Raw genomic sequence first — 14311 nt, 5'->3', positions numbered from 1 at the left:
AGAAACGGCGCGCGAGGTGCTTGCATATCGTCGCTGGTTTCGCGACAAACACGCACAAATCACGCGTAATATGATCAAGGGACGCACAATGATTGATCGAATCGACCGCAAGCTCCTCGACATGCTGCAACGGCACGGCCCGCGTCCCGCTGCCGAACTGGGCGAAGCGGTCGGGCTGTCGGCGTCGGCGTGCCACCGCCGCATCCGCGCGCTGGAGGCGGCGGGGATCATCACCGGCTACACCGCGCGTCTGGCGCCCGACCGCATCGGCCTCGGGCTCGACGTCTTTGTCGATATCAGCCTGACCTCACAGAGCGAGGAAGCGCTGACCGCCTTTGAAAGCGCGGTCAAAAGCTTTGACGAAATCCTCGAATGCCAGTTGCTGTCGGGCGCATCCGACTACCGGCTGCGCGTCGCGGCGCGCAATGTTGCCGATTTCGACCGGCTGCACCGCCACTGCCTGTCACGCCTGCCCGGGGTTGCGGCGATGCACAGCGCCTTTGCGCTGCGCACGATCAAAGCCTTCGAGGGCTATCCCGTGCCGACGGTCGATCAGCATTAGGCCGCAAAAACGATTCGCTGGTTAACGACCAATTTACCATCGCTGGCGCATACCCCGGTCACATGTTTTGGGAACGATGACGAGCGGCAGACTCGTGCCCCAGTGGATCGATCAGGGAAGCAGGATCATGGTGAAGGAAAATCCGATTCATAAGCAGCAAATCGACCCGATTTCGATGGCCGATCGCTTCCCCTATTACGACCTCGACGGTCAGCTGGCCGCCAACGCCGCCGAGATCCACGCGATCATCGCCGGACGCGAAGAAGCGATTGCGCGCGCCTATTGGGATGCGTTCAACGCGCTGCCCAGCGTCGAACGCGCCGTCGAAGGCGAACTGCTCGAATCCTATGTGCGCGGCAGCGCGCGCCATTCGGACGTCAAATATGCCGACGCGGCCGGACAGGAAGTGGCGACAATCGCTTGCCAGAACGCGCATATGGCACGGCGCGTCAAACTGCCGCTGGCGCTTGTCATGTCGTGCATCGCGGAAAGCCAGCGGCTCACCATCGATTATATCGTCGCCGCGTGCATCGACGATGCGGAACGGCTGGCCCGGCTGACCAGTGCCGTCAACCGGCTCGCGCTGCTCGAATTTGACATCATGCAGCGCTATGCTGAAAAGCTCGACCGCGCGGTGATTTCCAGCGAACGCCAGATGCTGGCGGGCGATTTCGATCGCTCGATCGCCTCGCTGGTGCAGGACACCGACGGGGTGCGCGAACAACTCGCCAAACAGGCCGCCTCTGCCGATCAGGCGGCGAAGGGCATGATCGCCAAGACCAGCGAAGTCGCCGCCGCGTCCGAACAATCGGCGATGGCGATGCGCGAAGCCGCGTCGACCGCCGCCGGGCTGATCCGCGCGATCGAGGATGCGCGCAGCGAGGTCGAAGCGTCGGCCAGCGTCGCCACCCGCGCATCGGAACAGGCGGGCGAGGCCGTCGCGATGTCGGAGGCACTCTCGCACCACGCCGAATCGATCGAATCGATTTTGGGGTTGATCCGCGAAATCGCGGGCCAGACCAACCTGCTCGCGCTCAACGCCACGATCGAGGCCGCGCGCGCCGGCGAATCGGGCCGGGGCTTTGCCGTCGTCGCACAGGAGGTCAAAAGCCTGGCCAATGAAACCGCGCGCGCCACCGACGATATTGCGGGCAAGATCACGGCGATTCAACAGGCGACGCGCGGATCGGTAAGCGCCAACCAGTCGATCCAGGCGACGATTGTCGAAGTGCAGCGCTCGGCGCAGCGCATCCGCGATGCCATGGACGCGCAGGCACAGACCGTCACCTCGATCACCGCCGCAGTCGATGAAACGGCGCTTGCCGCCGACAGCATGTCATCGACGATCGCCAGCATCCGCAACGATTCGGGGATGGTCGCCAGCGAGATCAGCGTGCTCAGCCAGGAATTCGGCAAGATGGGTGGGCGGTTGCAGCAGCTGGAACAGGCCGCGAGCGAGTTCAGCCGCCGGGTGGCGTAGCCCCCTTACCACATCGTCATCCCGGCGAAGGCCGGGATCTCGCCGATTGTGCAAGGCGCCCAGCTTGCGATCCCGGCCTTCGCCGGGATGACGCATAGGGAAGATGGCGCTTTAACCGCACCCGCTTGGCAAGCATCCTGCCCCTGCCTAAGGCAGAGGGATGCAAACCCACATCCTGATCACCGGCGCCAGCCGCGGCATCGGCGCCGCTATCGCCGAAACGCTGACCTCGGACGAGACCAAAACCGTCGCCCTATCCAGCGCCGACGGCGACCTCGCCAATCCCGCCACCCCTGTCCGCCTATGGCAGCACTGTCTCGATCGGCTCGACGGCCGCATCGACGTGCTGATCAACAACGCCGGAGTTTTCGAAGCCAACCCGATCGACAGCGACGACGTCGACTGGCTCGCAAGCTGGAACCGCACGCTCCAGATCAACCTGACCGCCAGCGCCGACCTTTGCCGCCGCGCCGTCCTGCACTGGCAGGCTCGCCAGACCAACGGCCGCATCGTTAATATCGCCAGCCGCGCCGCACACCGCGGCGATAGCCCCGCCCACTGGCATTATGCCGCGTCAAAGGCTGGTATGGTCGCGATGACCAAAACGATCGCCCGCGCCTATGCGAAGGACGGCATCCTCGCCTTTGCCATCTGCCCCGGCTTCACGATGACGGGTATGGCCGACGACTATCTGGCCAGCCGCGGCGGTGACAAATTGCTCGCCGAAATCCCGCTCGGCCGCGTCGCGATGCCCGACGAGGTCGCCGAAATGGCGCGCTGGTGCGCGATGGACGCCCCCGCATCGATGACCGGCGCAGTGCTCGATGTGAACGGCGCGAGCTATGTGCGCTGACCAATGAGCTGGATCGTCTCGCTCCCCTGTACGCGCGCCGAGGCCGAGGCGCTGTCGGGGGAGATTCCCGAACTCGACGCGCTGCCCGAGGCGCCCGTCATCGTGACGCGCGAGATCGACGAGGTTGCGGGGCTGTGGCAGCTCGACGCGTATATGGACGACAAGCCCGGGGCGGCACTGGTCAAATTGCTGCAATCGCTGGTGACGAGCGCGAAAGGCACAAAAGCCGTCGTCGCAGAGCTTCCCGAAGCGGATTGGGTCACGCTGTCGCAGCTGGGACTGGAACCCGTCCAGGCCGGCCGCTTTTTCGTCCACACCAGCAGCTACGCCGACCGCGCCCCGCCCGGCACCACGCCGTTCCTGATCGACGCGAGTCAGGCGTTCGGCACCGGCGGTCACGACACCACCACGGGCTGCCTCACAATGCTCGACCGGCTGAAGCGCAAAGGCATGGCCCCGCGCGATATCGCCGACATCGGCACCGGCACCGGGCTGCTGGCCTTTGCCGCGATGTCCTTATGGCCCAGCGCCCGCACGATCGCGTCGGACATCGATCCCGCGAGCATTTTTGTCACCCGCGACAATGCCGTGATCAACCGCGTGCGGCTCGGTCGCGGCAGCGGCGCGCTGACGCTCGCGGTTGCACCGGGGACCGACCATCCGGCGATACGCCACCGCGCGCCTTATGATCTCGTGATCGCCAACATCCTCGCCGGGCCGCTGATCACCCTCGCCCCCGACATCGCCGCCGCGACGGCGCCGGGTGGCCATGCCATCCTTGCCGGGCTGATCGCGCGCCAGATGGACCCAGTGCTCGCCGCCTATCGCTCGCAGGGTTTCCGCCTCGCCGCGCGCGGCGGCAGCGCCGAATGGCCATGCCTGCTGCTGGTCAAACGCCGCCGTTACGGCTGGCGCCGCAAGGAACGCGCCTTCCATCGCGCCGATCCAGCGGATGCGAGTTTCGGGAGCTGGTAGCAGACCGCAGCCGTTTCCGTTCGTGTCGAGCGAAGTCGAGACACCCCGAAGTCGTGCGCCACACATGCGTGTCTCGACTTCGCTCGACACGAACGGGTTCAGGCGGTTTGTTTGCCTAACGCATAATCCTGGGTACCGCGCGTGATCACCGCATCACCCGGCAAGATATCCGCGATCGCGATCGGCGGCAGCGCGTCATTGGCGGCATAAAGCGGCGCAAAATCGGTGTTCACTGTGGTGTCCAGCAGCTGGTCCAGACTGTCGATCACAAAATAATTCTGCTGGAAGTCGTCGATCCGGTAATCGGTGCGCATCACCCGCGCGAGGTCGAACCCGATCCGGTTCGGGCTGTCGCTGTCGAGCGCAAACACGCTCTCGGCATAAGACGACACGATCCCCGCGCCATAGATGCGCAGGCCGCCCGCCTCGCGGATCAGCCCGAACTCCACCGTATACCAGTAAAGCCGCGCCAGCTGCTTCAGCGCGTCGAATTGCAGGCTGCGCAGACCGCCCTCGCCATAGGCGACCATATAATCGGCGAACACCGGGTCGGCGAGCATCGGGACATGGCCGAACACGTCGTGGAACACGTCGGGTTCCTGCAAATAATCGAGCTGTTCGGGGGTACGGATGAAATTGCCCGCGGGAAAGCGCCGGTTGGCCAAGTGGTTGAAAAACACCTCGTCAGGGACCAGCCCCGGCACCGCGACCACCTGCCACCCCGTCGCCGCCATCAGCCGCGCGTTAAGCTCGCGATAGTCGGGAATCCCTGGTTTTTCGAGCCGCAGCACGTCGATGCCGCGCAGGAACGCCTCCGAGGCGCGGCCGGGCAGCATCGCCGACTGGCGCGCGAACAGCTTGTCCCACATCGCATGTTCGGCGGCGGAAAAGGCGTCCCAATCCTGCGATATCGTCCAGTCGGCCGCGGCCTCTGGCGGCGGCGTTTCATGAACGTGGGTAAAGCCGTCTTTCATAAGCTGCGACCTAACATGAACTGGTTTCAAAAGAAACCATTTATGCGCGAACGACTCCCAGCCATTTGGCGGCGCGCGGCAGGCGCGGGACGATGAGCCGATCGACGATCCATAGCAAGATCAGGGAGGCAGCGAGCAGCGGCAGCAGCGCGGCGAGCAACAGCACAATCGCCGCCACCCCCTTCAGCTTCGCCGGATCGCGCGGCAGCGGCGGGGCGCCGAGCTCATCCTCGGGCTTGCGGCGGCGCCACATCAGGAACCCCGACACCGCGAGAGTGATTAGCATCAGCGCGGTGAGCACCCCGATCAGCTGGCTGACGATCCCGAACAGCGCGCCCTCGTGCCAGGCGATGCCGATGCCGACGATGCGGTCGATGACATGTTTGTCGGCAAAACCGCTGCGCGACACTTCGATCCCGGTGACGACATCGTAATTCACCTTGCGCACCAGCGGCCGGTTTTGCGTCTGGGTGGTCAGCGTCCAGGTGTCGCCATTGGGCGGGCCAAAATGGTTCGGCGCCCCCGGCGGCTGGATGATCACCGGCGCGGGCAGATTTTCGTTTTGCGCGCGCAGCACTATGCGATCGAGCGGGACGCGCGGCGCATCGCCGACCGCTACGGGAGCAGGCGTAGCTTTGGCCATCGCACGATGATCATGCGCGGCATGATGACCGGCATCGCCGCCGCTTTTCCAATCCTGCGCGCCCTGCACCCACTCCATTTCGGCACGCACGGCGCGGAAGCCCTGCGCCCAGACATCGGTCCACGGCAAGGCGGTGAGCAACAGCACCAATGCCAGCCCCGACACCCAGAACCCGGTCACGGCGTGCAGGTCGCGCAGCGCGGTGCGCCCGCCGAGCGACAGGCGCGGCCACACGACCCCAGCGAGCCCGCGCCCGCGCGGCCACCACAGATACAGCCCGGTCAGGATCATCACGATTGCCCAGCTCGCCGCCAGTTCGACGATGATGCCGCCGGGCTTGCCGATCAGCAGACTGCCGTGAATCTTCGCCAGCCACGCCGAAATGCGGTCGTCGGGATTGGCGCTGCCGATCACCGCACCCCGCGGCGACACCGCAACGTCGCGCATCCCGCCGGCTGGAAGCCCGACGTGAACGATCGCCGCATCGCCGGGCGCCTCCGGCAAGCGGTAATAATGAAAACTCGCGCCGGGAAAGGCGGCCAGTGCTGCCTTCACCTGCGCATCGGCATCGACCCGCTCGGCGATCGGCAGGTCGCGCCAGCCACGCTCCTGCCACCGGTCGAGCTGCGGCTTGAACAGATAGGCCGCCCCCGTCACCGACAGCATGAGGATGAAGGGGATGACGAACAGCCCGGCGTAAAAATGCCAGCGCCAGATCGTGCGATAGAGCGGAATCCGGTTGATGTCGGTCATCCCCTGTCCTCCTTTTTTAGAAGCGCGCGCGAATGCCCGCGGACACCGCGCGGCGCTCGACCGGATAATAGACCGCCGATGTCGGTGTCACCGTGATCGCCGCGCTGATGTCGCCGATCGCTTTCTTGCCGGTGATGTTGCGGACGTCGACAAAGGCGTCGATCCCCTCGGCGATCCGCGCCCCGCCCGTCACGCCCAGCAGCGCATAGCCCGGCGTCTGCACCAGGTTGCGATAATCGGCGTAGGGACCATCGGGCACCCACTCGACATTCGGCGCAATGTGCAGCGCGTCGCTCCCGATCCGCGCCTCGACCCGATAGACATGCTTCGGCACCACCGGCAGGCGGTTGTCGCCGAACTGGCTGTCATTCCGGAACCGGAAGTCGCTGTAGGTATAGACCTGCCGCAGCCGCAGCCAATCGGTCGGCGCGATTTCCAGTGCCGCCTCGACCCCCTGATGCAGCGTGCGATCGGCGTTGAAGGTCGCCGCCGGAATGCTGACATTGGTCGTGAATTGCAGCAATTCACCCTTTAGCGTCGAGCGATAGAGCGCCAGATCCCAGCTGACGATCCCGGTCTTGCCGCGGGTGCCGACCTCGGCCGTCCACGCGCGCTGCGGACGGATCGTCGATACCACCTGGCTGACCGGCGGCGTGCCGATCGTCTGGAACACTTCGCCAAAGCCCGGAAATTCCGCCGAGCGGCTGTAGTTGGCGAAGAACTGTACATCTTCGCTCGGTTCGAACAGCACGCCGAACTTGAGCGAAAAGGCGTCGAAATCGATCCGCCCGTCGCGCGAGGTCGAGACATTGACCCGCCGCTTGCGGAAGCCGTCGGCATAGACGCCGCCCGCGATCAAGGTCAGCTGTTCGACCGGCCGCACCCGCACCTCGCCATAGATGTTGGCGGTACGCGCGGTCTGATCGGCATCGAACACCAGCGCGCCGCGCCGCCCGGCGATATTCACATATTGCCGCGCATCGGTGCTGCCGCGGCGCAGCTCGCCGCCCAGCGTCACCTCGACCGGCCCCGCGGCATAATCGGCGCGGAAAAATCCACCCAGATCGAGCGAGTCCTGATCGATCACCTGAAAGATCGGGTGATAGAGCGACTTGGCGTTGACGAAGCCGCCAACATCCAGCTTGAACGCGCCCCAGTCGAACGTGGTGCGGTTCTGGAGCCGCAGCGACACGATGTCGCGCGCCTGATCGCCCGCCACGGCTGCTGCGCTCGCCGCGCGTGGGGTGGTCAGCGCCTGGGTAAAGGTCAGCGCGCCGGGGATTTCCTGCTTTATGTCGTTATAGCTGGCATAGAAACGCGTCGAAACGACATCGCTCAGCTTCAGCCCGACATTGCCGTGAAAGCGGAAACTGCGCCGATTAACATGCTCGCGGTCGCCGCTCGACGTGTCGGCGCTCACCGCCGCCCACGCATCGACGCGCTCGCTCGCAACGCCTGCCGACACCAGCCCGCGATAGCTGTCGAAACTGCCGACGTCACCGCGCAGGTAAAAGCCCTCGGCCGTGCGCCCGGTCGGCGTCACGCCATTGACCGCGCCGCCCAATGTGCCCGACCCGAAACGCAGCGCATTGGCGCCGCGATAGACTTCGAGATGGTCGAAAAAGATCGGCTCCAGCTCCTGGAAATCGCCATTGTCATCGGCCAGATTGATCGGCACCCCGTCTTGGAGCAGCGTCAGACCGCGCATATGGAAGCCGCGCGACAGCCCCGATCCGCGGATCGAGATGCGGACCTCCTGCCCGTAACGCGGCTGGAGATAGACGCCGGGCGAAAAGGCCAAAGTGTCGCGCAAGGACACGATCGACTTGTCGGCATAATCCTGATGGCTGACGACGTCGGCGCCGCCCGCGGTCTTGGCGACCCGGGCTTCGGCCTCGTTGGTCAGTTCGGGGGCGGTGACGATGATCGTCGCATCGGCTTCCGCCTCGGCGGCGTGCGCCGCGGCAGGGACGAGCGAGAGGACGAGCGCCAGCAAAGGCGCCGCCCGATAGGCAGTTGTTGTCATTGGAAGATTCTTCCCGGAAACAGTTTGGATCCACGCCGAAGGCACAGCCTTGAGCGCAATGCTCATGTGATCGTCACCCCGGCGCAGGCCGGGGTCTCAACGCTGCGCCAATACGCAAGGGTGAGATCCCGGCCTGCGCCGGGATGACAATTAAGCTCGGGAAGGAGGTCCGGTACTCGGCGGCAGCGGCGACGCAATGCCGGGCGCAAAGCCCAGCGACCGCACCGCCACCGGGTTCGGCGCCGCAACCATCGGTGCCGCCAGCAACAGCGGCTCACCCGGCACGATCGGCGCATTCGCCAGCGCGCCCCACGGGCAATGCTGCTGCGTCTCGCCCGCGTCATGGCTGCCCGCTTTTTCCAGCGGGATGGTCACCGTCTTGCCGGGATCGGTCGGGTCCGAACAGATGCGCACGGTGATCGACCCGCCCGCATCGCTCTCGATCATCCACCCCGGCGCGACCAGCACCCGCGCGCCGAGCGCGAGCAGCAGCGGCAACAACAGCAAGATGCCGGGACGGCGAAAGGCAGCGAGCAGGCGCACACGGCGGCCTTTATGTCCGGTCGCTGGTTCTGGCAAGAAGCGGTGGAAAGATTCGCGCAGAGGCGCAGAGGACGCAGAGAAAATGAACTGAGCGGCAAAGCCGCTCAAAAAAATGTGGGTCGGCGGGGTCGAGGACCGCTGCGCCTATCGTCTCTGCGTTCTCTGCGCCTCTGCGCGAATATAAGGAGAACCATCCGGCGACTTCGTGCCGGGCGCTACTCCGCCGGCGTCTCGTCGATCTTCTTCCCCGTCCGCTTCCACGGATAGAGAAACTGCCCCCAATAATGTTTCGGCACATCCTCGGGAATGCCGTAATTCTCCGGCCAGCGGTCCTTCGGCAGATGAAATGTCCCGAAAATCTTGTCGAGCCACGGGAAATGGATCGCGAAATTGACGTCGAACGCCTCACGTTCCAGCCCATGGTGCCAATGGTGAAAGCGCGGCGTCGCGATCCAGTGGCCCAGCCGGTTGAAATTGCCCCCGACATTGGCGTGGAGCAGCGACGACCAGACATACACAAAGCCGATATAAGCCTGCATCACCGACGGGCTGAACCCCAAAGTGAACAGCGGCAGCGAGGTGATCGAGCGCAGCAGGATGATCTCAACAAAATGCATCCGCGATCCGGCCAGCCAGTCCATCGACTTGGCGCTGTGGTGGATCGCATGGAACCCCCACAGGAACGGCACTTTGTGGAACAACCGGTGGTACCAATATTGCGCGAGGTCCGACGCGACGAGTACGATCGCAAACTGCACCAGCCAGGGTAGCGAGCCGACGGTCGCTCGGAAAGCGTCCCAGCTGTTCGTACTTTCGTTGATGATCGTCGACGGCGCGAGCGCCAGAAAGCCCAGCACCTGCACGAACATCGTGCTGACCAGATAATAGAACAGATCCTCGCGCCATTCGGTACGGAACAGGCGCTGCGCGCGGCGATGCGGGAACAGTCGTTCGAGCGGCGCGAACATGAAGCCGGTGATCAACAGGTTGACGACAAAAAAGTCGAGTCCGAAGAAAATTCCCCAGCTTCGCGTTTCCTCAGGCTGGACATTGGCGCCGCCGATCAGCGTCGCGGCGAGCGCAATCATCAACGCGGTCGCGCCAAGCACCTTGCGCGGACGCAGCAACAGGCTGAGCAGCGCAAGGCCGTAACTCGCGAGCAGCACCAGATGCACCACCCCGCGAAACCCGCCCCAATCCTTGATGATCGCCAGTTCCGGCGTCGCGAACCAGTCGGGGAAGCGCAGCGCGATCACCATCCCGAACCCGACGATCGCGAACAGCAGCGCGAAAAACCCCGACAGCCACCCGCTGCCAAACCGCCGCACCTCGGTATGCGATTCCAGATCGCGCATGAGGTTGGTCAGATAATCGCGTTTGGCCATTTGGTCCCCCAACCCTTCATTCGTCATGCCGGACTTGATCCGGCATCCATCATCGCCCCTAACGTCATGGACCCCGGATCAAGTCCGGGGTGACGAGAGCGATAGGTTACCACGCCGAACCGTCTGTGACGACGCGCACCATCCGGAACATCCTCCCTGTGGCGAAGCCATGGGGAGGTGGCAGCCCGAAGGACTGACGGAGGGGCAATGGCGCCAAGGTCGCGGCCCCTCCACCATTCGCTTCGCGAACGGTCCCCCTCCCCATGGCTTCGCCACAGGGAGGACCATCCTACCCCGCCCTTCGCCCAACCTTGAAACGACCCACGTTCCTTGGGTAGAACAAGCTGACAGGCTACAAGCTAATTTGACCTAATACGACCGGTTACAAGCTATTACGACCCCAACGTCCTTGGATCGCGGCGATGCGCTCTGACGCTCCAGTTAATTTGCGTCTCCAAAACCCCCGATTTCTCGATTGCGGCGCGGTTCCACCCGCATGCCGTGCGATCATTCGCGAAGAGTGCCAGCGCCCATTTTGCCTGACGCGCGTTCCAATTAGCACGTGCACAGATCTCGCCGATGCCGATTTCTTGTTCAGCCTTCTCTAGGACCTTCGCCATCGGAACTGCCTTGCGCGGGCCCCGTTGCTCGCATGCCGCGATTTCTTTTGCGAAGACGTCCTGAAGATCAACTGATGGTGTGCCTCGAAGGTTGAGAATTTCCTTTGCATCGGACAACGAACAGTCGGCGAGCGATCGTGGGCTTTGTCCGGGTGGCTCGGTCATCGGGATACTGTCGAACTGAGCGAATTGGGAAGGCGCAATCAGGATGCTGCGTAGCCAGGGTGTCTCCGAAGTCGCGTTGGGAGCTATCCAGCACGTAAGCGACCGGTCTCGCAATGCGACTACGATATCGGCCCATGGCTTTAAGCGGCCTCCAATCCGCCGCGTGGCGGTCCCGAGCGGGACGGCATCGCTCGCGGCCGTGCCGCGTTCCAATTCGAATATCGTCGCGCGAAGCGACTCAATCGACGTCCGTGTGATGCTGGAGCCATGGCGAAGGTGAAACAGTGCTGGGTCACTTTCGCGCTCGAGTATCCCATGATCACAAAGATTCTCGATCGCGTAGGTCGGGAGATAGGTCTGCCGCGCAAACAGGGCCATTGAAATTGATCCGTCTAAGCGCGCAGCCTTCTACAACTTGCGCGTTGCGTGGCGCACCCACTCGCTCGCCGGTCTGGTCCCGCACGACACTCGTAGCGGCAGGCGCGTAGATGCCAGCGATGAGAGTCCGCTTCGGAAAGAAGCCGAGACCCTGTTACGCTCGAACCCGCTCTCGCGTAACGTTGATGTCGCGAGGCGTATCATGGAGGCGAACCCGGATCTCGTCCGGACCGACGCGGGTGCCAACCACGCACTCACCGTCCTCCAGCGCCTTCAGCGGCTAGTCGGCGATGAACGTCGGCGGCTTACTGGGGATCCCAAATTTGTCCGCGCTGCATTTGGTGGCGAAATGGTCTTGGACCTTACCGCTGTCCAGATTGTTCTCGACGGAACAGAGCGTGCCCTCGCGGTGGCGGCCATCTTGATGGAAACAGCTAGTGGCCTCGTTCTAGGCTCGGCGCTCGGCAGAAAAGATAACGGCCGTGCGCTCCAGCGCGAAGCCTTATCCGCCGGCCTTTCGTTTCTTCAGCTTAACAGGGCCGATCTGCCGCCCCAGCCCGATACGATGCCGAGTTTGGGCTGGATGTTGCCACCGGACATACACGCTGAGTCGTTGATCCAGACGCTGGAGCCGCATGTCAGCGAACTGGTGATGGGCCGGGCTGGCGGGTTTTCCTTTGGTCAGCAAGTCCAGCAGGTGACTGGTCCGCGGATTGGCAGGATACCGTTGAATTCCCGGCGCACCTTGCTGGCAGATATGGACATCGACGAATACCTCAAGAGTCGAGTTGCCCCCATTGTGGCGCTAGAAGAAGCACGTGGAATCTGGATGCGGGAGGTTGAACGTCACAACGTCGATCGCATTGTCGCTCTGACCCGAGCCAACATCATTGGTGGTGGCGTAACCGACGGACGTCTAGCCGCCGTGATCCGTGCCTCGCTGGTCGCGCTTCAGTCGGCTTGAGCGATCTTCGCCAAGCTCCTGGCCAGATATGCCTGGTCGCGGTTGCTTAAAGAGCTGAACGCCGTGGTGGGACGACCGTGAAGTAGGCGTCCCCTGATGAGCGTCTCGGCTTCGGCGATTGTCAGCGGCGGGGCACCTGAACGCACTGCAGCCAACCTCTTTTCGCCGTGATGCCATACGAGCCGTTGCTTAAGCCGCAGTCCGACAGGTTCCGGTCCGAGTAGCGATTCCACGACCAGCCCGCCACCGTGGGCGCCCGTCATTATGAGGCCCGCATCGATACCCGCCTGCCGCAGGGTGGCGACCACATTGGCACCCTCTTTCTCCGACATCGCCACGATGCTCATGCGTCTCTTCGCTGCCCTACCGTTGGCGTGTCGGATGCCGCCGCGGAGCGCATCGAATATTGCTTCGGCGGTGGCCGCCTGGCTCGGCACCGAGCGGGAGATAGACAACGCGACGGGAGCCTCGGAGGCGACGTCGATGACGACAGTCACGAGAGGGCGTCGGGCTTGACCATCACCGAAGTCGACAGGCAGATCAACGACGGTATGGTCGATGATGAGATCGACATCCCGCCTATGCTCTTCGGTCAGTAGCATCGGCCGTTTGCGTCGAACGGAGCGCGCCACAGTGCTCGGGTCCGGAAGTTCAATACCGCGGATCGCCGCCAACGAACGGACTCGCTCGACAAGGACGCTGGCGGCAGCTCGGCGATCCGCGCTGATCACCTCGTCAATGAGATCGAGCACTAATGGGTCGATCCGGGATTGCATCTCGCGCGGCGAATGGCGACCCATCATTATTTCCGGTCTTTGCTTCGCCCGCCAAGCGCGGACGAGGTTGTAGAACTGGGCCGTGCTGAGGCCTAGTCTCGCAGCGGCCGCCTCGGCGGCCCTGCGCCCGGGCGCGGCAATGAATTGTTCCACGGCTGCGATCCTGCGACGCACCTCGTCGCGCTGCTCGGGTGCCACGAACATGAGGTCGTGGGACATAGCTTTTTCCCCTTGATGAAAGATAACAAAATTCAGCTGTTTAGGATTGTGAAGCCTTCACGACTTTGGACATCTTCAGTTCTGTGATGGAGCGCGAGTTTGGACTCGCTCGCTCCAGCAGCTGTGTCGCGGCCGAATGGTCAGCTAAGATAAGGCTCAAGATGAGGGACACACCCTCCATCCTTCCGACTGGCAGCCGGGCGGCCGCCATCCGGTATCAGAGCGAGGCAGCATGGCGATGTTGCTTACGCGCGGAGAGGGTCGGTCAGTTTCTCCATCGTGGTGCGCTGGCGCTGAAGGCCGGTGGTGATCGCATCGTCGAACGCGCCCGCCATGCCTTGAGCCCGCGCATCGCTTCCATCATGTTTTGCCGCTGCATCGAAGGTCCTCAGGTGGTCGTAACGGGCGCAGTCGGCGATCGGCGGATGGCGCGAGGCGCTTTCCTCGGAGATGATGATGGTGAGCGGTCGAGGCGGTTCGCGGCGCCGCGACAGAATGTTGAAGATCAGGTCGGCGCACGCCGTGCCGGTTGCCAATGCCTCGCGCACCCGACCACGCTCAACGTCCGAGCGTTCGGTGAATCACGCTGCGGAATTTCAGACGCAGGCGTGAGATCGACTTAAATTTACAGAAATTCGGCCAATATTGACCCGCCTCGCTCGCCAGGAAGACAAGGAGTGTCTGTTGGTCGGGTCATCTCATCTTTAGTCCGCTTAAACCCTACGGCAGCGTCGCCGTGTCTTAACGGTGCCAGATTAGCCTGCGGCATCGGTAACTGCGTTCGCATAACCCTCGATCACGAAGATCCAGATTAAAATTGATGCGATCCAGCCAGTGTTAAAGATTATCAGGGCTGTCAAACGGCGTTCAAACGGGACCCCCGATCGGCGTCGAAGAAGGACCCCCTTGCGGATATGATAGGGGTTTGTCGAGGTGAGCCTTGCGCTGCGTGCGGCGGAGGGCGGGCGTAGCCCGCCCGGAGGCGCACGCAGCGC

General features: G+C 63.6%; 14 protein-coding genes. 5 read left to right on the top strand and 9 right to left on the bottom strand.

The window, feature by feature from the left end; all coding sequences use genetic code 11:
* The first annotated feature begins 88 nt into the window (after nt 1-88).
* From VGN68_RS20020 to VGN68_RS20005, 4 genes are all read left to right on the top strand, one after another.
* Entirely contained in the window at nt 89-562 is a 474-nt protein-coding gene (locus VGN68_RS20020; RefSeq protein WP_327479410.1) for an Lrp/AsnC family transcriptional regulator, read from the top strand.
* Nucleotides 563-689: 127 nt separating this feature from the next.
* On the top strand, nt 690-2042 hold the full coding sequence (locus VGN68_RS20015) for a methyl-accepting chemotaxis protein (protein WP_327479408.1): 1353 nt from the start codon (nt 690-692) through the stop codon (nt 2040-2042).
* A gap of 160 nt (nt 2043-2202) precedes the next feature.
* On the top strand, nt 2203-2895 hold the full coding sequence (locus VGN68_RS20010; protein ID WP_327479406.1) for an SDR family oxidoreductase: 693 nt from the start codon (nt 2203-2205) through the stop codon (nt 2893-2895).
* Between the two features lie 3 nt (nt 2896-2898).
* Nucleotides 2899-3870: a 50S ribosomal protein L11 methyltransferase gene (locus VGN68_RS20005; RefSeq protein WP_327479404.1), complete on the top strand. Its 972-nt coding sequence runs from the start codon at nt 2899-2901 to the stop codon at nt 3868-3870.
* A gap of 98 nt (nt 3871-3968) precedes the next feature.
* Here the strand turns inward: VGN68_RS20005 and phhA are convergent, their stop codons facing one another.
* From phhA to VGN68_RS19975, 6 genes are all read right to left on the bottom strand, one after another.
* Nucleotides 3969-4844 carry a phenylalanine 4-monooxygenase gene (gene phhA, locus VGN68_RS20000; protein WP_327479402.1) on the bottom strand — a complete coding sequence of 292 codons (876 nt, stop codon included), beginning with the start codon at nt 4842-4844 and terminating at the stop codon, nt 3969-3971.
* Nucleotides 4845-4884: 40 nt separating this feature from the next.
* Nucleotides 4885-6240: a PepSY domain-containing protein gene (locus VGN68_RS19995; protein ID WP_327479400.1), complete on the bottom strand. Its 1356-nt coding sequence runs from the start codon at nt 6238-6240 to the stop codon at nt 4885-4887.
* A gap of 16 nt (nt 6241-6256) precedes the next feature.
* A complete protein-coding gene (locus tag VGN68_RS19990; RefSeq protein WP_327479398.1) occupies nt 6257-8266 on the bottom strand; it encodes a TonB-dependent receptor family protein in 2010 nt (669 codons plus the stop codon).
* A 150-nt stretch (nt 8267-8416) separates the two neighbouring features.
* The gene (locus VGN68_RS19985) at nt 8417-8809 is read right to left on the bottom strand and encodes a hypothetical protein (protein WP_327479396.1); all 393 of its coding nucleotides are present in this window, start codon (nt 8807-8809) and stop codon (nt 8417-8419) included.
* A gap of 215 nt (nt 8810-9024) precedes the next feature.
* Complete coding sequence (locus VGN68_RS19980) at nt 9025-10194, bottom strand: sterol desaturase family protein (RefSeq protein ID WP_327479394.1); 1170 nt, start codon at nt 10192-10194, stop codon at nt 9025-9027.
* A gap of 392 nt (nt 10195-10586) precedes the next feature.
* Nucleotides 10587-11357, bottom strand: coding sequence for a hypothetical protein (locus VGN68_RS19975; protein WP_327479392.1), 771 nt, complete (start codon nt 11355-11357; stop codon nt 10587-10589).
* 202 nt (nt 11358-11559) lie between these two features.
* Here VGN68_RS19975 and VGN68_RS19970 point away from each other — a divergent pair, with 202 nt between their 5' ends.
* Nucleotides 11560-12321 (top strand): hypothetical protein, encoded by a 762-nt coding sequence (locus tag VGN68_RS19970; protein ID WP_327479390.1) that lies wholly within the window; start codon nt 11560-11562, stop codon nt 12319-12321.
* Here VGN68_RS19970 and VGN68_RS19965 read toward each other — a convergent pair.
* The 3 genes from VGN68_RS19965 to VGN68_RS19955 form a co-directional block, all read right to left on the bottom strand.
* Entirely contained in the window at nt 12309-13316 is a 1008-nt protein-coding gene (locus VGN68_RS19965) for a hypothetical protein (protein WP_327451651.1), read from the bottom strand. The two genes, VGN68_RS19970 and VGN68_RS19965, sit on opposite strands and share 13 nt — an antisense overlap.
* Nucleotides 13317-13561: 245 nt before the next feature.
* Nucleotides 13562-13864, bottom strand: coding sequence for a hypothetical protein (locus tag VGN68_RS19960; RefSeq protein WP_327479388.1), 303 nt, complete (start codon nt 13862-13864; stop codon nt 13562-13564).
* Nucleotides 13865-14071: 207 nt separating this feature from the next.
* The coding region (locus tag VGN68_RS19955; RefSeq protein ID WP_327479386.1) for a hypothetical protein at nt 14072-14311 on the bottom strand (240 nt) is incomplete at its 5' end.

Source organism: Sphingopyxis sp. (genome assembly GCF_035998965.1).
GTDB lineage: Bacteria > Pseudomonadota > Alphaproteobacteria > Sphingomonadales > Sphingomonadaceae > Sphingopyxis.
The sequence above is the reverse complement of the archived record's forward strand: the minus strand, read 5'-3'. Positions and strand labels throughout refer to the sequence as shown.